The sequence below is a fragment of the Pseudoxanthomonas sp. LjRoot143 genome (assembly GCF_964252945.1).
In the GTDB taxonomy this organism is placed as follows: Bacteria; Pseudomonadota; Gammaproteobacteria; order Xanthomonadales; family Xanthomonadaceae; genus Pseudoxanthomonas_A.
The window spans coordinates 1433685-1457321 of record NZ_CAXUPM020000001.1; the positions used below are offsets into that span (position 1 = coordinate 1433685).

Here is a 23637-nt window from a genome sequence, read left to right on the forward strand (position 1 = left end):
TTAGCGGCGGCGGCCGCCCTTCTTCTTTTCCTTGGCGAGGTTCGGACCGAACTTGCGCACGTCGCGCGACAGCTGCAGGTCGGCCTCGGGGAAATACTCGCCTTCCCAACTGGCCAGCACGCCGCCATTGAAGATCAGCGTGAGGTTCTTGATGTCGGTGGTGCCGCGGCGGTTGGTGCGGTTGCTCGCGGTGTAGTCCCAGCGGTCGGCGTGGAACGGGTCGGCGATCGACGGGCTGCCCAGCAGCGACTGCACCTGCTGCTTGCTCTGTCCTGCCTGCAGCTGGTCCACGGCCGTCTTCTCGATCAGGTTGCCCTGGTAGATCGGCTGCTTGTAGAGGATGCCGCAGCCAGTGGTGGCGGAAGCGAGGACGGCAACCAGCAGGAATTTGCGCATTGGGACAGGTACGGTGGGAAACCGGGCCGATGATACACTCCCGCGGACCGCCGCAACCGAGCTTCAGGCAGCTGGCGCTAAACCGAGAGTGAACGGAGACGCCATGGAATCGCAGGATCTACGCAAAGTCGGCCTCAAGGTCACCCACCCGCGCATGCGCATCCTGGAGTTGCTGGAGCAGAAGAACGCCCAGCACCATCTGAGCGCGGAAGACATCTATCGCCAATTGCTCGAGCACGGCGATGAGATCGGCCTGGCGACGGTGTATCGCGTGCTGACCCAGTTCGAGGCCGCAGGTCTGGTGCTGAAGCACAACTTCGAGGGCGGCCAAGCCGTCTACGAACTCGATCGTGGCGGGCATCACGACCACATGGTGGACGTGGACACCGGCAAGATCATCGAATTCGAAAGCGTCGAGATCGAAAAACTCCAGCGGGAGATCGCGGCCAAGCACGGCTATATCCTGGAAGAGCACTCGCTGGTGCTCTACGTGCGCAAGAAGCGCTGACGGCGGGAGATTCGTGGCGGCGAGTGTGGGAGCGACGCAAGTCGCGAAGCAGCGTCGTCGGTGAAGCCACATCGCGACTTACGTCGCTCCCACAGCAAGAATGGCCGGATGCCTTCAGACCGCGTTGGCCAATAGCCGCTTGGCGGCCGCGTGGGCTTCCTTGCTGACTTCCACGCCACCCAGCATGCGGGCCAGCTCCTCTTCGCGCTGTTTCGCGCCCAGCTTCTCGACGGCGCTCTGGGTCATGCCGTCCACGGGTGCCTTGCTAACCCGGTAGTGGGCATGGCCCTGCGCGGCGACCTGGGGCAGGTGGGTGACGCACAGGACCTGCCGCTCGGCACCGAGTGCACGCAGTTTCTGGCCGACGATCTCGGCCACGGCGCCGCCGATGCCGGTGTCCACTTCATCGAAGATCATGGTGGGCACGGCGTCCAGACCGAGCGCGGCGACTTCGATCGCCAGCGAGATGCGTGCGAGTTCGCCGCCTGAAGCGACCTTGCGCAGGGGGCGCGGTGGCTGACCCGCATTGGCCGAGACCAGGAATTCGACACGCTCGGCACCGGTCGGATCGGGACGTTCGCCTTCCAGGGGTTCCAGCGCGATCTCGAACCGGCCTCCGCCCATGCCCAGTTCGGCGATCAGTGCCGTAGTAGTGTCGCCCAGGGACTTCGCGGCTTGCTGACGCGTACGGGTCAGCGTGGCGGCGGCATCGCGCCACTGCGCCTTGGCCGTCTCGATCTCACCGTTGAGCAGGAGCAGGCGCTCGCCAGCGCCGCGCAGCGAGTCCAGTTCGGCGGCCAGGCGGTCGTTCTGCTCCTGCAGGCCGTCCAGCGGCACGCGGTGCTTGCGCGCGAGGTCGTGCACGCGGGCGAGCTTGCGTTCCAGTGCGTCGAACTGCATCGGTTCGGCGTCGAGGTCGTCGCGCACCTGGCCAAGCAGGGACAGGGCTTCCTCGATCTGGATTGCGGCGCCGTCCAACAGCGCATCCACGTCGCGCAGGCGCGGCTCGTGTTCGGCCTGCCGGGCGAGATCGGCCCGGACCTGCTGCAACTGGCGCGTCAACGAGGGCGTATCGTCGCCGGCCAACTGGCCCAGCGCCGCGTCGCAGGCCTGGATCAGGCCGGCCGCGTGCGCCTGGCGGCGGTGACTGACCACCAGCGCGTCCAGCGCGGCGGGCGACAGATCTTCGCGCTGCAGCTCGACCAGTTGATGTTCCAGATAGTTGATCCGGTCGGACACATCCCCCTGGCCCGACAACTGCTCGCGTTCGCGTAGCAGGGCCGTCCAGCAACGGGCGGCGTCGCGCACCGTGGTGCGCTCGCGGTCGTTGCGGGCGAAGGCATCGAGCAGGTCCAACTGGCTGTTGCGGGCGAGCAGGGCCTGGTGTTCGTGTTGGCCATGGATCTCGACCAGGCGGCCGGCCAGTTCGGCCAGCTGCGACAGGGTCACGCTGCGGCCGTTGATCCAGGCCCGCGAGCCGCCGTCGGCCCGGATCACCCGGCGCAACTGGCACTGGCCGTCATCGTCCAGCTCGTTGTCGGCCAGCCAGGCCTGCGCCGGCGAACCGGGGGCGGCGGCGAATTCGGCGGACAGCTCGGCACGCTCGGCGCCATGGCGGACCACGCCGCTGTCGGCACGCAGGCCGGACAGGAAGCCGAGGGCATCCACCAGCAGCGACTTGCCGGCGCCGGTTTCACCGGAAATGACGGTCATGCCGTCACCGAACTCCAGTTCGGCGGCGCGGACCACGGCGAAATCCTTCAGGGCGAGATGTCTGAGCATGCGGCGGATTGTAAGCGGAGCCGGCTCACCGACTGAGACACCCGGCGGCCGGCTTGCAAAGGCGAGGGCGCGACGTTATCTAGCTGCCATGAACACGCCATCGCCCCCGCTGGATCCGCGCGCCCGCCAGTTGCTGCGCACGCTGATCTCGCGCTACATCCACGATGGCGAACCGGTGGGGTCGCAGACGCTGGCCCGCCATGCCGGGCTGGAGGTCAGTCCGGCGACCATCCGCAACATCCTGTCCGAGCTGGAGGAAGTCGGGCTGCTGAGCTCGCCCCACACCTCGGCCGGCCGGATCCCGACGGCACAGGGCTACCGGGTGTTCGTCGACAGCCTGGTGCAGGTGAAGTCGCTAGGGGACGGCGAGGTGGCGCGCCTGCGCGCCGAACTGTCCGCCGGCGCCGGCACCCAGGCGCTGCTGGGCAACGCGTCCGAGCTGCTGTCGGCCATGACCCATTTCGTCGGCGTGGTCAGTGTGCCGCGGCGCGAGCAGTTCGCCTTCCGCTATATCGACTTTGTGCCGCTGGACGGGCAGCGGGTGATGGCCATCCTGGTGTTCGCCGACAACGATGTGCAGAACCGGGTCATCGAGACGCGGCGCCCCTACGAGCGCTCCGAGCTTGAGCGCATCTCCAATTACCTGAACACCCAGTTCGCGGGCCGGCCGCTGTCCGAGATCCGCGCCAACCTGCTGCGCGATCTTCGCCGGGCGCAGACCGAAATGGAGGGGCTGCTGGCCGAATCCATCGAACTGGCCGAGCAGGCGCTGGCCCCGCCCGGCGACGACGTGGTGCTGGCAGGCCAGACCCGGTTGATGGGCGTGCAGGAGCTGTCCGACCTTGAGCGGCTGCGCGATCTGTTCGAGGCCTTCGCCCGCAAGCGCGAGATCCTGCAGCTGCTGGAACGCACGATCCGGGCACCGGGCGTGCGGATCTTCATCGGCGAGGACACCGGGCTGGCGCCGCATGACGGGGTTTCGGTGGTCACCGCGCCGTACATGGCGGGCGGGCAGGTGCTGGGCGTGCTGGGCGTCATCGGGCCCACGCGCATGGCCTACGATCGGGTGATTCCGGTGGTGCAGGCAGCGGCCGATGTCTTGGGTGCGGCCTTGAATCCGGAATCCACGGCCCCATAGGTTCCCGGTTGGGCGGCTGGACCTGCCGCCAGGGAACCGAAATGAACGAGCAGCACGAATACGACCTTCCGTCCGGCCAGGTGCCGGATGCCGCCGAGACCGACGCCGCCCTGCTGGCAGAGCTGGAAACGCTGCGCAACGAGCTGGACCAGCTGCGCGCCACCACGCTGCTGGAGCGCGCCGACCTGGAAAACCAGCGCAAGCGCGTGGCCCGCGATATCGAGCAGGCCCGCAAGTTCGCCAACGAGCGCCTGCTGGGCGACCTGCTGCCGGTGTTCGACAGCCTGGACGCTGGCCTGGCCGCCGCCGGCGCCGAGTCCAGTCCGCTGAAGGACGGTCTGGAGCTCACCTTCAAGCAGTTGCTGAAGGTCGCCGGCGACAACGGCCTGACCCTGGTCGACCCTACCGGCGAAGCCTTCGATCCGGAACATCACCAGGCGATCAGCCAGGCCGATGCACCCGGTGCGGCGCCGGGCAGCGTCGTGCAGGTGTTCCAGAAGGGTTACGTGCTCAACGGCCGCCTGCTGCGCCCGGCGCTGGTGGTCGTGGCCAAGCACGACTGAATGCCCTCGCGACGGCGCTTGAACCGCGTCATCGCACCCCTATATCGGGACCATCCACCCGGCCGATCGCCGGGTCCAACATCAGAATTCGCTAGGGAGTGAGATTCAAATGGGCAAGATCATCGGCATCGACCTGGGCACGACCAATTCGTGCGTGGCGATCATGGACGGCGGCAAGGCCCGCGTCATCGAGAATTCGGAAGGCGACCGCACCACCCCCTCCATCGTGGCCTACACGAAGGACGGCGAAGTGCTGGTCGGCGCCTCGGCCAAGCGCCAGGCCGTGACCAACCCGAAGAACACCTTCTACGCGGTGAAGCGCCTGATCGGCCGCAAGTTCACCGACGCGGAAGTGAAGAAGGACCTGGACCTGGTCCCGTACGACATCATCGCGCACGAGAACGGCGATGCCTGGGTGCAGACGAGCGACGGCAAGAAGCTGTCGGCGCAGGAAATCTCCGCGCGCATCCTGGAGAAGATGAAGAAGACGGCCGAAGCCTTCCTCGGCGAGACCGTCACCGAAGCCGTCATCACCGTGCCGGCCTACTTCAACGACAGCCAGCGTCAGGCCACCAAGGACGCGGGCAAGATCGCCGGCCTGGACGTCAAGCGCATCATCAACGAACCCACCGCCGCCGCACTGGCCTACGGCCTGGATAAGGGCGAGGGCGGGGCGGACCGCAAGATCGTGGTCTATGACCTCGGCGGCGGCACGTTCGACGTGTCGATCATCGAGATCGCCAACGTCGATGGCGAGAAGCAGTTCGAAGTGCTGGCCACCAACGGCGACACCTTCCTGGGCGGCGAAGACTTCGACAAGCGCGTCATCGACTACCTCGTCGAGGAATTCCAGAAGGACCAGGGCATCGACCTGCGCAAGGATCCGCTGGCGCTGCAGCGCCTGAAGGACGCGGCCGAGCGCGCCAAGATCGAACTGTCCAGCTCGCAGCAGACCGAAGTGAACCTGCCGTACGTGACGGCCGACGCCTCGGGTCCGAAGCACCTGAACATCAAGCTGACCCGCGCCAAGCTGGAAGCCCTGGTCGAAGACCTGGTGAAGAAGACCATCGAGCCGTGCCGCATCGCGCTGAACGACGCCGGCCTGCGCGCCAGCGACATCGGCGAGGTGATCCTGGTCGGTGGCCAGACCCGCATGCCGAAGGTGCAGCAGGCGGTGGCCGAGTTCTTCGGCAAGGAACCGCGCAAGGACGTCAACCCCGATGAGGCCGTGGCGCTGGGCGCCGCGATCCAGGGCGGCGTGCTGGCCGGCGACGTCAAGGACGTGCTGCTGCTCGACGTGACCCCGCTGTCGCTGGGCATCGAGACGCTGGGCGGCGTGTTCACCAAGATCATCGAGAAGAACACCACCATCCCGACCAAGGCCTCGCAGACCTTCTCCACCGCCGAGGACAACCAGTCCGCGGTGACGGTGCACGTGCTGCAGGGCGAGCGCGAGCAGGCCCGCTTCAACAAGTCGCTGGCCAAGTTCGACCTGTCCGGCATCGACGCCGCGCCGCGTGGCATGCCGCAGGTGGAGGTGTCGTTCGACATCGACGCCAACGGTATCCTGCACGTGTCGGCCAAGGACAAGAAGACCAACAAGGAACAGAAGGTCGAGATCAAGGCCGGTTCGGGCCTGTCCGAGGACGAGATCGCGCGCATGGTCGCCGATGCCGAGGCGCACCGCGAGGAGGACAAGAAGTTCCAGGAGCTGGTCCAGGCGCGTAACCACGCCGACGGCCTGATCCACGCCACCCGCAGCGCCATCACCGAGCACGGCAGCAAGGTGCCGGGCGATGTGATCGGCCGCGTGGAGTCCGCCATCGCCGAACTGGAAACCGCGATGAAGGGCGACGAGAAGACCCAGATCGAGGCCAAGGCCAAGGCGCTGGAAGAAGCCGGCCAGTCGCTGTATGCGGCGGCCGCATCGACCGACCAGCCGGGCGGTGGCGCCGGTCCGGCCGGCGGTGCATCGGCGGCGGCCGACGACGTGGTCGACGCGGAGTTCACCGAAGTGAAGGACGACAAGAAGTAATCCCGGCCCACGGGATGCGGCGGACGGGAGACGTGGCCTGCCACGGCCTCCCGTTTTGCCATCCGGCGACCTAGCGAGATCAGCCTGACAGCACATGAGCAAGCGCGACTACTACGAAGTCCTGGGTGTGGCCCGGGACGCCAGCGACGAAGACCTGAAGAAGGTCTATCGCCGCTGCGCGATGAAGCACCACCCGGATCGCAACCCGGGCGACGCGGCGGCCGAAGCCGCGTTCAAGGAGTGCAAGGAGGCCTATGAAGTGTTGTCGGACGGCGCCAAGCGCCGCGCCTACGATGCGCACGGTCATGCCGCCTTCGAACATGGCATGGGCGGCGGCGGTCCGGGCGGCCCGGACATGGGCGACATCTTCGGCGACATTTTCGGCAACATTTTCGGCGGCGGTGGCGCACGCGCGGCGCGGCGTGGTGCCGATGTCGGCTACGTGATGGAGCTGGACCTGGAAGAGGCCGTCGCCGGTGTCGAGAAGCGCATCGAAATTCCGTCGCTGGCACCCTGCGAGCCCTGCAAGGGCTCGGGCTCGGCGGATGGCAAGATCGAGACCTGCACCACCTGCGGCGGACGCGGCAACGTGCGCATGCAGCGCGGCATCTTCGCCATGCAGCAGGCCTGTCCTGCCTGTGGCGGGCGTGGCCAGACCATCAACAATCCCTGCACCAGCTGCCACGGCGCTGGACGGGTCGAGGAAGAGAAGGTCCTCTCGGTCAAGATTCCGGCCGGCGTGGACAGCGGCGACCGCATCCGCCTGAGCGGCGAAGGCGAAGCAGGACCGCCCGGCACGCCGGCGGGCGATCTGTACGTGGAAGTGCGCGTGCGTGAGCACGACATCTTCCAGCGCGATGGCGACGACCTGCATTGCGAAGTGCCGATCCGCATTTCCCAGGCTGCGCTGGGCGACACGGTGCGTGTGCCGACGCTGCATGGCGAGGCGGAGATCCGCATTCCGGCCGAAACCCAGACCGGCAAGCTGTTCCGTCTGCGCGGCAAGGGCGTCAAGTCCGTGCGCAGCCGCAGCGAAGGCGACCTGTACTGCCGCGTGGTGGTCGAAACGCCGGTGAACCTGACCAACGAGCAGCGCGAACTGCTCGAGAAGTTCGAGGCCACCTTCATCGGCGACGAAGCGCGCAAGCATTCGCCGAAGTCGGCGACGTTCCTCGATGGCGTGAAGGGATTCTGGGACCGCATGACCTCCTGAGGCGCGGCCGTCCCGGCAAGCTTCTAGAATAGGGCTCCTTCGTGGAGCCCATTTCGTGTCCGCACCCCTCATTGGCATCGTTGGCAGTGCCGGCGCCTACGGTCGCTGGCTGCAGCAGTTCTTCCGTACCCGGATGGGTTTGGACGTCATCGGCCATGACCCTGCGGACGCATCGTCGACGGGGGAGTCCGAGCTGGTGCGTCGCGCCGACGTGCTGGTGTTCTCCGCGCCGATCCGCCACACCGCGTCGCTGATCGCCCGGTACGTGTCACTGGCGGACGGCAGCGAAGCCGGCAAGCTGTGGCTCGACGTCACCTCGATCAAGACCGTACCCGTGGAGGCGATGCTGCGCTCGCGCGCCGAGGTCGTCGGCCTGCATCCGATGACCGCGCCGCCCAAGGCGCCCACGCTGAAGGGCAGGGTGATGGTCGTCTGCGACGCGCGCCTCGAGCGCTGGCGTCCCTGGCTGGACGGCCTGCTGCTCGCCCTCGAGGCCGAGTGCGTGCAGGCATCGCCCGAGCAGCACGACCGCGTGATGGCACTGGTGCAGGCCATGGTGCACGCCACGCATCTCGCGCAGGCCGGTGTGCTGAACGGGCAGGCGCCACACGTGGGCAGCTTGGCCGCCGTGATGCCGTTCCGCTCGGCATCCTTCGAGATGGATGCCGCCATCGTCGCGCGCATCCTGTCGTTGAATCCCGCGATCTACGAGGACATCCAGTTCGGTAATCCGCACGCCGGCGAAGTCCTGCAGGCACTCGGCGCGCAGATCACGCGCATGGCGACCCTGGTGGGCGAGGGCAGCGATGCCGCGCGCGCGGCATTCCGTGATGAATTCCTGCGCGACAACCGCAGCGCGATCGGCGAGGCCACGCTGGCCGCCGGCAATTACAGTTACGAACGGATCGGCTACCTGCTGGCCGATCTCGCGGCGGGCCAGGCACTCAGTGTGCACCTGCCCGAGGATCGCCCCGGATCGCTGCGTGCCTTGCTGCACGTCTTCGAGCGGCATGGTGTCAGTCTTTCGTCGATCCATTCCTCGCGTACGCCCGGGGGAGAAGTGCACTTCCGCATCGGATTCGATGAAGTCGATCCCGTTGCCCTGGAAAGGACAGTGTTCGACATCGTGGCGCAGGGGCTCGGGCGCGTCCTTTCGTAGCGTCGTGTTTAGCGATTCTGGACAACCTGCTGCGTAGTAAATTCGTTTACTCGACAACTGTGAGATGAGAGGCCTAGCATCGGTCCCATCGTGATGCGTGGACGCGTGCGCATCCCATCATCATCCGCAGGGAGCGACGGAGATGGCTCGCAACAACAAACTGATTTCGCTCTCGTCGGCGCGGCCACCGGTCCCGACGATGGCCGACGAGGATGCGGTCGCGCTGTTGACGCGGATCGTGTCGGCGCAGAGCGAGATCGCCGCTGCCGGCCCGGACCCGCAGGACGTCGTGGATGCGATCACGTATCGCGCGCAAGAACTGACGCGATCGGCGGGTGCCGTGCTCGAGATCCGGGATGGCGAGAACATGCGCTACTGGTCGGCGAGCGGCATCGCGGGCAACCAGGTCGGCCTGATGCTTCCGGTGAAAGGCAGCCTGTCGGGACGGTGCCTGGAGGAAGGGCGCGTCATGCGTTGTGACGACAGCGAGACCGACCCCCGCGTCAACCGCGAAGCCTGCCGCAACGTCGGGCTACGTTCGATGCTGGTCGCGCCGCTGTATTTCCGTCGCCAGGCCGTGGGCGTGCTCAAGGTGGTCTCGACGACGCCGGGCGCATACAGCGATACCGACCAGCGCACGCTCGACCAACTGAGCACGCTGGTGGCCGCCAGCCTGTACAAGGCTATCGAGCACGCGCAGATGCGGGCTGCGCTGGAACAGAGGAAAGGGCAGGGTGATCGCGACCGCCAGCAATCCCGGGAAGGCCGCGAACGCCTGGAGGCCGTGCTGGAGGGCGCGCAGCTCACGGCTGCCCTGCAGCCCATCGTGCGCCTCGCCGATGGCGCGATCGTCGGATACGAGGCGCTCGCGCGCTTCCCGGTGGAGTACGACCTGTCGACCGGACGCTGGTTCGAGGAAGCCGCACGCCACGGAATGAGCATCCAGCTGGAGCTGGCGGCGGCGCGGGTCGCGCTGGATCAGCTTGAACGGCTTCCGGCCGACGCTTACCTGGCGATCAACGTATCGCCGGAAACGGTCTGCAGCGACGAGTTGAAGTCGATGATCCAGGCGCACGACATGCGTCGCCTCGTACTGGAGATCACCGAGCACACGCCGGTGGAAGATTACGAGCGGCTCAATGCCTGCCTGTCCGCCCTGCAGGCCCTGGGCCTGCGCATCGCGGTGGACGATACCGGTGCCGGCTTCTCCAGCCTTCGGCATGTGCTTCGCCTGGCGCCGGATATCATCAAGCTCGACTTCACGCTGGTGCGCGAGGTCGACCTGCGGCCGCGCATGCAGGCCCTGATCGCGGCGCTGCTGGCGTTTGCCCGCGGTACCCAGGCCGAACTCGTGGCCGAGGGCGTGGAAACCGCGGAGCAGCTCGACACGCTGAAGAAGCTCGGCGTGCCTTACGCGCAGGGCTACCATCTGGGCCACCCGCAGGTGCCCTGACCCGCGAGCATGCCCTGGCGGTCGCCAGCCCGACGGACCGGGGCTACCATGCGGACATGAATACTTCACCGACCCGTCTCCTGATCCATGGCGCATCCGGTAGGATGGGGCAGGCGCTGCTCCGTCTTGCGGCAGTCGAGCCCGAGCGCTACCAGATCGTTGGCGCAGTGACGCGGCGGACACCGTCGCCGCGCGTCGTCGACGGCGTTCCCCATTTCGCGGCCAGTGAACTGGCGGGCGTGCCCGCGTTCGATGTCGCCATCGATTTCAGCCTGCCGGAAGGCTTCGATCCGGTCCTCGCGCTGTGCGTCGAGCGCAAGGCGGCGCTGGTGTCGGGCACCACCGGCATCTCGTCCGCGCAGCTGGACGCGCTGGCCGCTGCGGCCGCCACCATTCCGCTGGTCTGGGCGACCAACTTCAGCCTCGGCGTGGCCATCATGGCGGAACTCGTCGAGCGGGCCGCGGCGGCGCTGCAAGGCTGGGACGTCGATGTCGTGGAGTCGCACCACGTGCACAAGAAAGACGCACCCTCCGGTACCGCCCTGACCCTGGGCCAGGCCGCCGGCAGCGCGGGTGCACAGGTGCACTACGCCAGCCTGAGGGCCGGCGACATCGTCGGCGAACATACCGTGCAGTTCGCCGGCCTCGGCGAGCGCATCGAGCTGACGCACCGGGCCACGCACCGCGACATCTTCGCCCGCGGCGCCCTGCACGTGGCGGGAAGGGTGCGTGGTCGCACGCCGGGCGCCTACCGGGTGCGCGATCTGCTGGACTGACGGGCATCCCGGCGATCCTGCCCGGCCGCTGAACCTGAATACGACACGCTCGGCAAGCTTCCGGCGTGGCAGCGGGCGAAAAAACGGTAGCGCTGAACAGGCCGTTTCCGTACAATTCCCGCTCGCCTGTTACCCATCGCCACGGACCGGATGAACGCCGCGTCTGCGGTTTCTTGCAGCCGCAAGCCGGTGGGACAGGGTTCCTCCACCCCAAGGCGAACCCCGTGACACGACCCGCAATTCTCGTACTCGAAGACGGCACCGTATTCGAGGGCGAATCCGTAGGCGCAGACGGCCTTTCGGTCGGCGAAGTGGTATTCAACACCGCGATGACCGGCTATCAGGAAATCCTGACCGACCCGTCCTACGCCCGCCAGCTCGTCACCCTGACCTACCCCCATATCGGCAACACCGGCTGTACCGACCAGGACGACGAGGCATCGAAGGTCTGGTGCGCCGGCCTGATCGTGCGCGACGTGCCGCGTCGCCCCAGCAACTGGCGCAACCAGCAGGCATTGCCCGAGTGGCTGTCCACGCGCGGCATCGTCGCCATCGCCGGCATCGACACCCGCAAGCTGACGCGCATCCTGCGCGAGCGCGGCGCCCAGAACGGCGCGCTGATGGCAGGCGACGACCTCGATGTCGAAAAGGCGCTCGAGGCGGCACGCAAGTTCCCCGGCCTGAAGGGCATGGACCTGGCCAAGGTGGTGACCACCGACACGCCGTATCCGTGGCGCGACGGCCAGCTGGACCTGGACCGCAATGCCTTCGTGCAGGCGCCGGCGAAGTTCAAGGTCGTGGCCTACGACTTCGGCGTGAAGCACAACATCCTGCGCATGCTCGCCGAGCGTGGCTGCGACGTCACCGTGGTGCCCGCGCAGACCAGCGCTGCAGACGCGCTGGCGCTGCAGCCGGATGGCGTGTTCCTGTCCAACGGCCCGGGCGATCCGGCGCCGTGCGACTACGCCATCACCGCCATCCGCGAGTTCATCGCCAAGAAGATCCCGACCTTCGGCATCTGCCTGGGCCACCAGCTGCTGGCGCTCGCCGCCGGTGCGCAGACCATGAAGATGGGCCACGGGCACCACGGTGCGAACCACCCGGTGCAGGACCTCGACACGGGCCGCGTGATGATCACCTCGCAAAACCATGGCTTCGCCGTCGACGAGGCCTCGCTGCCGGCCAACGTGCGCGTGATCCACCGCTCGCTGTTCGACGGCACCAACCAGGGCATCGAACTGACCGATGCGCCGGCGTTCTCGTTCCAGGGACATCCCGAAGCATCGCCCGGCCCGCACGACGTGGCGCCGCTGTTCGACCGCTTCGTGCAGTCCATGGATGCATCGCGATGAGCCTGCGACGCAACGGTCTCGGGCTCCTGCTGGCCGCCCTGGCGTTGCCGGCGGCCGCGGCCGTGCCCACCCATGAGCAGGTGAAGCAGCTGCAGCAGTTGTTCGGCTTCGACAGCGCGATCGTGCGGGTGATGGAAACGGAGGTCGGCAAGGAGCCCGCGTTCGCCGCGTTGACGCCTGCGCAGCGCACGTGCCTGCTGGCGCGGATCGAACCGATCATGTCGGTGAAACTCGTCGATGCGTTCCGCACCCTGTTCGGCGACGAGCAGACGGCTGGGCAGTGGATCGCTTTCGCGCAGACCGACGGCGGCGGCAAGCTCATGCAGTTCGTGCGCAAGGGGGTGGAGGCCAGCATCAACGGCCAGCCGGCTCCCGAAGCCGAATCGGTTCTGGGCGGAATGCCGCAGGCGCAGATGGCGCAGGTGGTCGAATTCATGGGCACACCGGCGGCCAAGGTGCTGGAGCGCGAGTTTCCGGATCTGGATATGACCGACGCCGAGCTCGAAGCCTTCAAGGACGACGCGCGGACCCATTGCGGCATCGAGGACGTCACCCTCTGAGCATCCACCGGATGCGCTGAATACCCATACCGTCGCGCTGCGCATCGCGCGCGACGGCCACGCAAGAGATCGAGGACAGCATGCCCAAGCGCAACGACCTTAAAACCATCCTGATCATCGGCGCAGGCCCGATCGTCATCGGCCAGGCCTGCGAGTTCGACTACTCCGGCGCGCAGGCCTGCAAGGCGCTGCGCGAAGAGGGTTACCGGGTGGTGCTGGTCAACAGCAACCCCGCGACCATCATGACCGACCCGGAAATGGCGGACGCGGTCTACATCGAGCCGATCAACTGGCAGACGGTCGAGAAGATCATCGCCAAGGAGAAGCCTGATGCGCTGCTGCCGACGATGGGCGGCCAGACTGCGCTGAACTGTGCGCTGGACCTGGCCGACAACGGGGTGCTGGAGAAGTACAACGTCGAACTGATCGGCGCCAAGCGCGAAGCGATCCGCATGGCCGAGGATCGCGAGCTGTTCCGCGTGGCGATGGGCGAGATCGGTCTGGAGTGCCCGAAGGCCGCCGTCGCCCACACGCTGGAAGAAGCGCTGGAGATCCAGACCCGTGTCGGTTACCCCACCATCATCCGCCCCAGCTTCACCCTGGGCGGCAGCGGCGGCGGCATCGCCTACAACCGCGAAGAGCTGGTTGACATCGTCACCCGCGGCCTGGAGCTGTCGCCGACTACAGAAGTGCTGGTGGAAGAGTCGGTGCTGGGCTGGAAGGAATTCGAGATGGAAGTGGTCCGCGACACCGCGGACAACTGCATCATCGTCTGCTCGATCGAGAACCTCGACCCGATGGGCGTGCACACCGGCGACAGCATCACCGTCGCGCCGGCACAGACGCTGACGGACAAGGAATACCAGCGCCTGCGCGACGCCTCCATCGCGGTGCTGCGCAAGATCGGCGTGGATACCGGTGGTTCGAACGTGCAGTTCGGCATCAACGCGCAGACCGGCCGCGTGGTCGTCATCGAGATGAACCCGCGCGTGTCGCGCTCGTCGGCGCTGGCATCGAAGGCCACCGGCTTCCCGATCGCCAAGGTCGCGGCCAAGCTGGCCGTCGGCTACACGCTGGACGAATTGAAGAACGAGATCACCGGCGGCTTGACGCCTGCCTCGTTCGAGCCGGCCATCGACTACGTGGTCACCAAGATCCCGCGCTTCGCCTTCGAGAAGTTCCCGCAGGCCGACGCACGCTTGACCACCCAGATGAAGTCGGTGGGCGAGGTGATGGCGATGGGCCGGACCTTCCAGGAATCGCTGCAGAAGGCGTTGCGCGGTTTGGAGACCGGCAAGGTCGGCCTCGACCCCACCGGCCTGGATCTGGCGGACGAGGACGATCTGGCCAAGCTGCGCCGCGAACTGAAGGCACCGGGACCGGAGCGCCTGTTCTACGTGGCCGATGCGTTCCGCGCCGGCATGACGGTTGAGCAGGTGCATGCCCTGTCGTTCATCGACCCATGGTTCCTCGATCAGATGGAAGAGATCATCGCCACCGAGCAGCAGCTCGCTGCCGATGGGCTGGGTTCGCTGGACAAGGCGCGCATGCGCAAGCTGAAGCGCATGGGCTTCTCCGATGCGCGGCTGGCGCAACTGGCCGGCACCGATGAAGCCGCCGTGCGCGTGCTGCGCAAGGCGTTGGGCGTGAAGCCGGTCTACAAGCGCGTGGACTCCTGCGCGGCCGAGTTCGCCACCGGCACGGCCTACCTGTATTCGACCTACGAGGACGAATGCGAAGCGCAGCCGACCAACCGCGACAAGATCATGATCCTCGGCGGTGGCCCCAACCGCATCGGCCAGGGTATCGAGTTCGACTACTGCTGCGTGCACGCGGCACTCGCGCTGCGCGAGGACGGGTTCGAGACCATCATGGTCAACTGCAATCCGGAAACCGTCTCCACCGACTACGACACCTCCGACCGTCTGTATTTCGAACCGCTGACGCTGGAAGACGTGCTGGAGATCGTCGAGCTTGAACAGCCGAAGGGCGTCATCGTGCAGTACGGCGGCCAGACGCCGCTGAAGCTGGCGCGTGCGCTGGAAGCCAACGGCGTGCCGGTCATCGGCACCAGCCCGGATTCCATCGACCTGGCCGAAGACCGCGAGCGTTTCCAGCAGCTGGTCGACAAGCTGGGCCTGAAGCAGCCGCCGAACCGCATCGCCCGCAACGACCAGGAAGCGTTGCTGCTGGCGCGCGAGATCGGCTACCCGCTGGTCGTGCGCCCGTCGTACGTGCTGGGCGGTCGCGCGATGGAAATCGTCTATGGCGAATCCGACCTGGCCCGCTACGTGCGCGACGCGGTGAAGGTCTCCAACGACTCGCCGGTGCTGCTGGACCGCTTCCTCGACAACGCGGTGGAAGTGGACGTGGACATCATCGCCGATGCCGACGGCAACGTGCTGATCGGTGGCGTGATGGAGCACATCGAGGAAGCCGGCGTGCACTCGGGCGACTCGTCGTGTTCGTTGCCGCCGTACTCGCTGTCGGCCAAGACGCAGGACGAACTGCGCCGCCAGGTGGTCGAGCTGGCGAAGGCCCTGAAGGTCGTCGGCCTGATGAACACCCAGTTCGCCATCCAGTCCAGCGAAGACGGCAGCGACGATATCGTCTACCTGCTGGAAGTGAACCCGCGCGCGTCGCGCACCGTGCCGTTCGTGTCCAAGGCCACCGGCATGCCGCTGGCCAAGATCGCGGCCCGCTGCATGGCCGGCAAGACGCTGGCCGGGCAGGGCGCCACGAAGGAAATCGTGCCGGACTACTACTCGGTCAAGGAGGCGATCTTCCCGTTCGCCAAGTTCCAGGGCGTGGACCCGATCCTCGGCCCGGAAATGCGCTCCACCGGTGAGGTGATGGGCGTGGGCCGCAGTTTCGGTGCCGCCATGGCGCGTGCGCAGGAAGCCGGCGGCATCAAGGCGCCGCCGGTCGGCAAGGTGTTCATCTCGGTGCGCGACCCGGACAAGAAGCGCGTGCTGCCGGTGGCGCAGGAGCTGGTCGGCCGGGGTTACAGCATCGTGGCTACGGCGGGCACGGCGGCATGGCTGGGTGAGCACGGCATCGCCTGCGAGCAGATCAACAAGGTGCTCGAGGGCCGTCCGCACGTGGTCGACCTGATCAAGAACGGCGAAATCGTGTATATCGTCAACACCACGGAAGGACGCCAGGCGATCGCCGACTCCTTCTCGATCCGACGCGAGGCCCTGCAGCATCGCGTCACCTATTCAACTACCGTCGCCGGTGCCAAGGCGCTGGTGCATTCGCTGGAGTTCCGCGGCACCGGCCCGGTCCTGGCGTTGCAGGAACTGCACAAGGAGCTTCAAGGGTGAGAGCCCCATTGACGATGCAAGGCGCACAGCGCCTGCGCCAGGAACTGGACCTGCTGAAGACGGTCAAGCGCCCTGAAGTAATCACCGCCATCGCCGAAGCGCGTGCGCACGGCGATCTCAAGGAGAACGCCGAGTACCACGCTGCGCGCGAACAGCAGGGTTTCATCGAAGGCCGCATCAAGCAGCTGGAAGGCGAGCTGTCGCACTCCGAGATCATCGACGTCAGCAAGCTCAACGCGGGTTCGCGCATCGTGTTCGGCGCCAAGGTGGTGCTGGCCGACGTGGATACGGACGAAGAGAAGCGTTACCAGATCGTCGGCGACCTCGAAGCCGACATCAAGCTGGGCCTGATCGCGATTTCGTCGCCACTGGCCCGCGCCCTGATCGGCAAGCACGAAGGCGACAGCGTCACCATCGATGCGCCCGCCGGACAGCGCGAGTACGAAATCGTCAGCGTCTCCTACGCCGACTGACGGACCGATGGCCCAGGCCACCCTGCTGCTGCCTGCGCGTACCCGCCTGGTCGGGCAGGTCCTGCCGCCCGATATCGCCAAGGCGCTCGGGCGTGCCGACCGTAGCGAGGGCGACGCCGGCGAACGCGCGCAGCTGCGTCGCCAGTTCCAGCTGGTGCCCGACCACTGGCCTGTCGCCGCATTGACGCGGCAACGCGACGCGCGCGATGCGGCCGGCGCCATGTGGCTGCGTGCCGATCCGGCGCGCGTGTCGCCAGACATGACCGGCGCCCGCATGCTTGCCTACGGCGAAGCGCTGGGGCTGACCGATGAAGACACCGTCCAGCTGCTGCCGGCCTTGAAGCCCCTGTTCGGCGATGCCGGCATGTTGCTCGATGCGCCGAACGCGTCGCGCTGGTATCTGCGCCTTCCCGTGGAAGCGAAGTTGCCCGCCTTTGCGCCGGCCAGCGACGTACTCGGCGACGATCTGTTCGCCCATCTGCCCGAAGGTGATGCCGGGCGCCGGTGGCGTGCACTGCTCAGCGAGGCGCAGGTGCTGCTGCACAACCACCCATGGAACGCACAGCGTGCGGCGCAGGGCAAGCCGCCGGTGAACTCGCTGTGGTTCTGGGGGGGCGGCGTGCTGCCGGATGCCGTGCGTACCGGGTTCCGCCAGGTGAAGGGCAACGACGTACTTCTGCAGTCGCTCGCGCAGGTCGCGGGCATCGAGGCAGGTCACGCCAACGGCGAGGGCGGTGTCGATGCCTTGATCGACCTGCGCCACCTGCGCAATCTCGATCTGCTGTGCAGCGACGCGTTGCGCCCGTTGCTCGATGCGCTGCGCAAGCGCGAACTGGATGCGCTGAACCTCGACTTCGAGGATGGCGCCCTGTTCTCCCTGCGCCGCGAGCAGCGCTGGCGACTGTGGCGGGGCGCCTTGCAGCGACTGGACACGGTGCGCCCCGACCACGTGCCGGCATGACGCCGTCCCCGCGTATCCGCCGTCGTGCCATCGCGACGGGTGGGCAGTGGCCGGACAACGTGCCCCCCTTGCTGCGGCGCATCTACGAAGCGCGCGGCGCCTTGTCGATCGACCAGGCACAGCCCCGGCTGGCGCAGCTGTTGCCGCCCGACCTGCTGGGCGGACTGGGCGAGGCTACCGCGCTGCTGGCAGACGCGATCGCGCAGGACCGGCACATCGTCATCGTCGGCGACTTCGATTGCGATGGCGCCACCGCCTGCGCGGTCGGTGTGCGCGGCCTGTGTCTGCTGGGCGCGACGCGGGTGACGCCGGCCGTGCCCAACCGCATGGTCCATGGCTATGGCCTGTCGCCGTCGCTGGTGGACGAACTGGCCGCGTTGCAGCCCGACCTGCTGGTGACGGTCGATCACGGCATCGCGTGTCATGCAGGTATCGCCGAAGCGAAAGCACGCGGCTGGCAGGTGCTGGTCACCGACCATCACCTGCCGGGCGAGGTGTTGCCGCCTGCCGACGTCATCGTCAATCCGAACCTGCGTGGCGATCCATTCCCCAGCAAGATGCTGGCCGGCGTCGGCGTGATGTTCTACGTACTGCTGGCGTTGCGACGCGTGCTGCGCGAGCGCGGCGCGTTCGTGGGCGCCGATCCGGATCTTTCCACGCTGCTGGATCTCGTCGCCATCGGCACGGTCGCCGACCTGGTACCGCTGGACGCGAACAACCGCGCACTCGTCGGTGCCGGCCTGCGCCGCTTGCGCGCAGGGCAGGGGTGCGCCGGCCTGCAGGCGCTGATGCGGGCGGCCGGCCGCGATCCTGCACGGCTGAGTGCGGCCGACATCGGCTTCGCCATCGCTCCGCGCCTGAATGCGGCCGGTCGCCTGGAGGACATGGCGCTCGGCATCGCCTGCTTGCTGACGGACGACGCCACCCAGGCAGACGAGATGGCACGCGTGCTGGAGAGCATCAACGCCGAACGCCGCGGCGTGCAGCAGCAGATGGTCGAGGAGGCGCAGGCGGCGCTGTCCCGGATCGAGACTGGCGAGGATGCGCCGGTGCCGCTGGCGCCCTGCCTGTTCGACCCGGAATGGCATCCCGGCGTCGTCGGCCTGGTTGCGTCCAAGATCAAGGAGCGGCTGCACCGCCCGGTGATCGCGTTCGCACCGGCCGAGCCCGGCAGCACCACCTTGCGGGGTTCCGCGCGGTCGATCCCGGGTTTCCATATCCGTGATGCGCTGGCCGCCGTCGATGCCGCGCATCCTGGCCTGGTTCAGCGCTTCGGCGGCCACGCCATGGCGGCGGGCCTGTCGTTGGACGAAAGCGCGCTGCCGCAGTTCCAGGCTGCCTTTCACCAGCACGCGGCGGCGATGCTCGACGACGACCTGTTGCGCGAGGAAGTGCTGAGCGATGGCGAACTGGCCTCGGGCGAGCTCGATCGCGCGCATGCCGACGTGCTGCGCAGCGCCGGGCCGTGGGGGCAGGGCTTTCCCGAGCCGGTGTTCGATGGCGTGTTCGACGTGCTGGACTGGCGCGTGGTCGGCGAAAAGCACCTGAAATTCTCGCTCCGGGCCGCCGGACACGCCTTGCCGCTGAGCGCCATCCAGTTCAACGGCTGGCACGACGATCCGCCTCCCGCGCGCATCCACGCGGCCTACCAGTTGGATACCGACGACTGGCGCGACCGTCGCGGCATCCAGTTGCTGCTGCGCCATTGGACACCGGCCGCCTGACCACGCGTCAGGACGGCTGCGGATCCCGTGTGGCGGAGGGATGCGTCGTCGGTGCGTTGCGCTTCAATCCGAACAGCGGCCGAAGCGGCGGGACACGGCGCACCACTTCGTAACCGGCGAAGCACAAGCCCAGGGTCAGCACCACGAGCGCAGGGCCTTCCAACAGCGGAGGCAGTTCGAACCGTTGGGCGTTGTAGGCCAGCAGCACGATGATCGTCTGATGCAGGATGTAGACCGGGAACACCGCCTGCGACAGGTAGCGCAACGCGCGGCTGTCACCGGGATTCCAGCGTCGCGCGAAGCCGAGGATCGCGGCGATCGCACACCATTGGTTCAGTCCCCACGCGCCCCGCATCACGATGCGCAGCCATTGCGGGGGTTCGACGTCGGCGAAGGCAGAGAAGTAGAGGACGATGGAAGCCCAACTGATCAACCACAGGGCCAGCGCCGCCCAGCGCACGCGCACGAACGCACTCCACACCGCGTCGCAACGTGCGACAAGGAAGCCCAGCAGGAAGATGCCGAAGTACTGGACGTGGTTGTACCCGTCGTCGATGAGGGCATGGGTCGAGCCGAAGGTGCCGATCAGGGCGATCCTTGCTGAGGCGAAGAACAGCGCCGGCCACAGCAGGATCCCGAGATTCGAGGCGAGGACGGCGGCGAGCCGGTCCGACATGCGCTGTACCGCGGCTGGCGCGCATCGCGTCAGCGCCCAGATGAGGACCGTGTAGACCCACAGGTACGCGACGAACCACAGGTGGTTCCAGGTCGGCAACCGCAGGCAGCCGTCGTCGTCGCAGAAGCTGCCGTCGGCCGCGAGGTAGCGCCCCCAGAACGCGAGGTAGCCGTCGTGGTAGCCACCGGGATATCGCGAATCGAGCAGTTCGTAGTACGCCTGCGGGGGCACGATCACGAGCATCCCGAAGACCAGTGGCACCAGCAACCGCCATGAGCGCGGGCCGAGGAAACCCGTGCGCGTGCCGCCGGCGTCGGCTTCGCTCCGGGCCTTGCCGAGCAGGAAAGCGGTGGCCGTGCCGGACACCAGGAACAGCAAGGACAGTCGCCACGGCGAGCTGAGCATCATGAACGGCTCCAGGGCATCACTGGCGGCCGGGCTCTTCACGTGCCAGTCCCAGGTCACGTAGTACATGCCCACGTGGTACAGCACGAGCAGCCCGAAGGCGCAGACGCGGACCCAGTCCAGATCGTGGCGGCGTTGCATGGTGGTCTCTCTTCATTGCGGATGACCAGCGTCGCCGGTCGGCTATCTCGAGGCCATCGCAAAGGGATGCGTCGCGGTCGCGCAGGGGCCAGTGGCGGGTGGCGAGGGACCAATCGCGGACGGTATGCGTTGTCACGAACGTTAGAATGCGGGCATGACCGAGCAGGCCACGCTGACGTACGAACGGTATCTGCCCTGGCGCCGCTGGGCCGAGATCGGCTTCTGGGTCGCGATGATCGGGGCGAACTGCATCGCCAACAGCATCACCACGCTGATGGACTTCCGCCGGGGAGACTCGGGCGTGCAAGCCTGGGAGCCTGCGGTGTGGGAGGCCAGCAGTGCGGTCATGTGGCTGCTGGTGGTGCTACCGGCGATGGCCTGGTTCACCCGCCGCTATCCCTTCCAATGGGGCGACTGGCGGCGGCAACTGGTGCGCTACGCGGCTGCCAGCTTCATCGTCTGCCTGGTACACGTGGTCGGCATGGTGGCGCTGCGCATGTTGGCCTACCGGACCCAGGGGATGACCTACGACTTCGGGCCATGGCCGCGCGAGTTGTTCTACGAGTACCTGAAGGACATCCGCAGCTTCGCCTACATCGTGCTGACCATGGAGGCGTATCGCCTGCTGTTGCGTCGCTGGCAGGGCGAGGCCAGTCTGCTCGCCGAGCCCGACGAAGGTCCGCCGCTGGAACCGGTGGACAGGCCGGAACGCTTCCTCATCCGCAAGCTCGGGCGGGAATTCCTGGTGGCCGCCAACGACATCGAGTGGATGCAGGCCGCCGGCAACTACGTCAATCTGCGCGTACGCGGGCACGATTATCCGTTGCGCAGCACCATCGGCGGCATCGAGACGCGACTGGATCCGCGGATGTTCGCCCGTATCCACCGCAGCTACATCGTCAGCCTGGACCAGGTGGCCTCGATCGAGCCGCTGGACACCGGCGATGCGCGCGTGCACATGAAGGACGGCAGCGCCCTGCCATGCAGTCGGCGCTACCGGCAGGACCTGCGCCAACGCACCGGCGCTGCCGACGCCTAGCTACGCCGCGCGCGTCGCCGGCACCTGCGGCAGGCGTTCCACCGCATAGCTGGCGACCAGTTCGATGGCGCCGCCGCGGACGGCTTCCTCGGGCGCTTCCAGCAATGCCTGCAGCGTGGCGCCGGCCGGCAACGCGCGTCCCCACAGGCCGGCCCAGGCGTTGCGGCGGTCCTTGGCGGCATACAGGGCACGGTCCGCCATGCGCAGCGCATAGTCCCAGCCGCCAGCTGCGTTGTCGAAGAACGGGAATGGCGCGAAGCCCAGCGATACGGTCAACGGCCACTGCTGCCGCGGTGCCAGCTCGTGCACTTCGCACAGCGCTTCGTGCAGGCGCGAGGCCACGGTGCAGGCTTGCGCCTCGGTCAGGTCGGCGCAGGCCATCAGGAATTCCTCGCCGCCCCAGCGGGCGATGACATCGTCGACGCGCCCGATTTCACGCAGGCGGCGCGCCAGGGCGACCAGCACCTGGTCGCCGGCATGGTGGCCGAAGCCGTCGTTGACCTTCTTGAAATGGTCGATGTCGATCAGGAACAGCACGTGACGGGTGCCGGCCACCGGGCGTTGCGACGAGATCGCCTTCATCGCTTCGGTCGCGGCCCGCCGGTTGCGCAGGCCGGTGAGGGAATCGGTGGCGCTGACCTTGCGCAGCTGCCGGTTCTTGCGACGCTGCAACAGGCCGAATCCCACACCGGCAAGCACCAGCAGCACCAGCAGGGCGACGCCATAGCGGCGCAGCAGCGTCGACTTCTCGTCGTTCAGCACGCGGATCTGTGCCTGGTGGCGCATGGTCGCCAGTTCGCGTTGCGCGGCGGCGCTCTCGCTGCGGGCCTGCAAATCGGCCAGCAGCTCCAGCCGTTGTTCCTTCAGCGTCTGCATTTCAAGTGCGTGCAGGCGTGCGCCGACGTCCATGGCGTCGTCCGCCTGGCCCTGAGCGGCATGCGCGGCCATCCAGGCGCGCAGCACTTCGCGCTGCTTCTGCGGCTGCGGCGTGCCGTCCACGTTCGACCAGGCACGCTTCGCGGTCTCCAACGCACCCGCGTAGTCGCCCGACAGGCGTTGCAACGTCGACAGCTTCGCCAGCGATCCCGCCAGGCCGGGTTTGTCGACACTGTCCTGCTGTGCCTTGATCGCGGCGTCGAGCAAAGGCCGCGCCTGCGCGAGGCGGCCCTGTGCGATCCAGAGGCCGGCCCGCGCGGCGCGCAGACGGTCGACCACCGACTGCGCCTGCTTGCGGCGCGCCAGCGCCTCGCCTTCGTCGATCACGGCCATCGCCTCCTCGGTGCGGCCGAGGCGGACCAGGTTGAGCGCGTGGTTGTGCAGGATCAGCGGATCCTCCAGGCCGACCGAACCCGCGGCCGCCAATGCCTTCCGGTAGTAGCCGTCCGCGACTTCCGGCGAATCGAGGTAATCCGCATGGATCAGGCCGATGTTGGTCAGCGTAGTGGCCTGGAAAAGGGCGGCCTCCTCGGCCGGCAGCTGCGCGGCAAGGCCCTGCGCATGCAGGTAGGCGGCTTCCGCGCGATGGATCTGGCCTGCGCCGTGGAACACGGAGCCGGCCTGCGAGTAGGCGCGTGCACGGAACTGCGCGGGCAGGCGGGGGTGCTCCTTTACCAGCCGCTCCATCTGCGCACCGGCCTCCACGGCGCGGGTCCTGTCGCCCGCGAGCCCGGCCGCGATGCCGAGGCAGCTGTAGATCTTCACTTCATCCTCGACCGCCAGGTCGGGCTCGCGCAGCAGCGACTCCGCCAGCGCGACCGCGACCGGAGGCGCATCGCGTCGCAACTGCAGGCAGCGCTTCACCTCGTCGGCGCGTCGGTCGACGACCGGCTGCGTGCCTTGGGCACGTGAAGACGGCAGGCCGAGCAGCAAGACGAGGCCGAGCAGGCAAGGCAGCAGCGGGACGGGCAGGGTAGTGGCGGGAGTCGGCATGTGCGGACGGCTCTCGGGAGGACGCGCC

19 protein-coding genes are annotated in these 23637 nt (G+C 67.5%); 15 read left to right on the forward strand and 4 right to left on the reverse strand.

The window, feature by feature from the left end:
* A complete protein-coding gene (locus ACSQ1W_RS06735; RefSeq protein WP_436042425.1) occupies positions 1-396 on the reverse strand; it encodes an outer membrane protein assembly factor BamE in 396 nt (131 codons plus the stop codon).
* A gap of 103 nt (positions 397-499) precedes the next feature.
* Between ACSQ1W_RS06735 and fur the strand changes: the two genes are divergently transcribed.
* A complete protein-coding gene (gene fur / locus ACSQ1W_RS06740) occupies positions 500-904 on the forward strand; it encodes a ferric iron uptake transcriptional regulator (protein ID WP_192268259.1) in 405 nt (134 codons plus the stop codon).
* Between the two features lie 114 nt (positions 905-1018).
* On the opposite strand, the gene recN is transcribed toward fur, so the two are convergent.
* Positions 1019-2686 carry a DNA repair protein RecN gene (recN, locus tag ACSQ1W_RS06745; protein WP_436042427.1) on the reverse strand — a complete coding sequence of 556 codons (1668 nt, stop codon included), beginning with the start codon at positions 2684-2686 and terminating at the stop codon, positions 1019-1021.
* A gap of 88 nt (positions 2687-2774) precedes the next feature.
* On the opposite strand from recN, the gene hrcA reads away from it, so the two are divergent.
* From hrcA to recJ, 13 genes are all read left to right on the forward strand, one after another.
* The gene (gene hrcA / locus ACSQ1W_RS06750) at positions 2775-3824 is read left to right on the forward strand and encodes a heat-inducible transcriptional repressor HrcA (protein WP_192268254.1); all 1050 of its coding nucleotides are present in this window, start codon (positions 2775-2777) and stop codon (positions 3822-3824) included.
* Between the two features lie 41 nt (positions 3825-3865).
* Positions 3866-4387: a nucleotide exchange factor GrpE gene (gene grpE / locus ACSQ1W_RS06755; protein ID WP_436042429.1), complete on the forward strand. Its 522-nt coding sequence runs from the start codon at positions 3866-3868 to the stop codon at positions 4385-4387.
* Positions 4388-4496: 109 nt separating this feature from the next.
* On the forward strand, positions 4497-6422 hold the full coding sequence (gene dnaK / locus ACSQ1W_RS06760; RefSeq protein WP_192268250.1) for a molecular chaperone DnaK: 1926 nt from the start codon (positions 4497-4499) through the stop codon (positions 6420-6422).
* Between the two features lie 94 nt (positions 6423-6516).
* Complete coding sequence (gene dnaJ / locus ACSQ1W_RS06765; protein WP_436042432.1) at positions 6517-7635, forward strand: molecular chaperone DnaJ; 1119 nt, start codon at positions 6517-6519, stop codon at positions 7633-7635.
* A gap of 55 nt (positions 7636-7690) precedes the next feature.
* A complete protein-coding gene (locus tag ACSQ1W_RS06770; RefSeq protein WP_436042433.1) occupies positions 7691-8794 on the forward strand; it encodes a prephenate dehydrogenase in 1104 nt (367 codons plus the stop codon).
* 142 nt (positions 8795-8936) lie between these two features.
* Positions 8937-10247 (forward strand): sensor domain-containing phosphodiesterase, encoded by a 1311-nt coding sequence (locus ACSQ1W_RS06775; protein ID WP_436042435.1) that lies wholly within the window; start codon positions 8937-8939, stop codon positions 10245-10247.
* Positions 10248-10303: 56 nt separating this feature from the next.
* Positions 10304-11023 carry a 4-hydroxy-tetrahydrodipicolinate reductase gene (dapB, locus tag ACSQ1W_RS06780; RefSeq protein WP_436042437.1) on the forward strand — a complete coding sequence of 240 codons (720 nt, stop codon included), beginning with the start codon at positions 10304-10306 and terminating at the stop codon, positions 11021-11023.
* Positions 11024-11247: 224 nt separating this feature from the next.
* Entirely contained in the window at positions 11248-12375 is a 1128-nt protein-coding gene (carA, locus tag ACSQ1W_RS06785; protein ID WP_436042439.1) for a glutamine-hydrolyzing carbamoyl-phosphate synthase small subunit, read from the forward strand.
* Entirely contained in the window at positions 12372-12935 is a 564-nt protein-coding gene (locus tag ACSQ1W_RS06790; protein ID WP_436042440.1) for a hypothetical protein, read from the forward strand. The genes carA and ACSQ1W_RS06790 overlap by 4 nt, the downstream gene beginning before the upstream one ends.
* Positions 12936-13015: 80 nt before the next feature.
* A complete protein-coding gene (carB, locus tag ACSQ1W_RS06795) occupies positions 13016-16261 on the forward strand; it encodes a carbamoyl-phosphate synthase large subunit (RefSeq protein WP_192268236.1) in 3246 nt (1081 codons plus the stop codon).
* An 8-nt stretch (positions 16262-16269) separates the two neighbouring features.
* Positions 16270-16734 carry a transcription elongation factor GreA gene (gene greA, locus ACSQ1W_RS06800; RefSeq protein WP_192271214.1) on the forward strand — a complete coding sequence of 155 codons (465 nt, stop codon included), beginning with the start codon at positions 16270-16272 and terminating at the stop codon, positions 16732-16734.
* 7 nt (positions 16735-16741) lie between these two features.
* Positions 16742-17695 (forward strand): phosphoglycerate mutase, encoded by a 954-nt coding sequence (locus ACSQ1W_RS06805; protein WP_192268234.1) that lies wholly within the window; start codon positions 16742-16744, stop codon positions 17693-17695.
* Positions 17692-19419 carry a single-stranded-DNA-specific exonuclease RecJ gene (gene recJ, locus ACSQ1W_RS06810; RefSeq protein ID WP_436042443.1) on the forward strand — a complete coding sequence of 576 codons (1728 nt, stop codon included), beginning with the start codon at positions 17692-17694 and terminating at the stop codon, positions 19417-19419. The genes ACSQ1W_RS06805 and recJ overlap by 4 nt, the downstream gene beginning before the upstream one ends.
* Positions 19420-19426: 7 nt before the next feature.
* Here recJ and ACSQ1W_RS06815 read toward each other — a convergent pair whose 3' ends face one another.
* On the reverse strand, positions 19427-20641 hold the full coding sequence (locus tag ACSQ1W_RS06815) for an acyltransferase (protein WP_436042445.1): 1215 nt from the start codon (positions 20639-20641) through the stop codon (positions 19427-19429).
* 154 nt (positions 20642-20795) lie between these two features.
* Here ACSQ1W_RS06815 and ACSQ1W_RS06820 point away from each other — a divergent pair, with 154 nt between their 5' ends.
* Positions 20796-21680 carry a LytTR family DNA-binding domain-containing protein gene (locus tag ACSQ1W_RS06820; RefSeq protein ID WP_436042447.1) on the forward strand — a complete coding sequence of 295 codons (885 nt, stop codon included), beginning with the start codon at positions 20796-20798 and terminating at the stop codon, positions 21678-21680.
* Here ACSQ1W_RS06820 and ACSQ1W_RS06825 read toward each other — a convergent pair whose 3' ends face one another.
* Positions 21681-23609 (reverse strand): diguanylate cyclase, encoded by a 1929-nt coding sequence (locus tag ACSQ1W_RS06825; protein ID WP_436042449.1) that lies wholly within the window; start codon positions 23607-23609, stop codon positions 21681-21683.
* Positions 23610-23637: the final 28 nt, after the last annotated feature.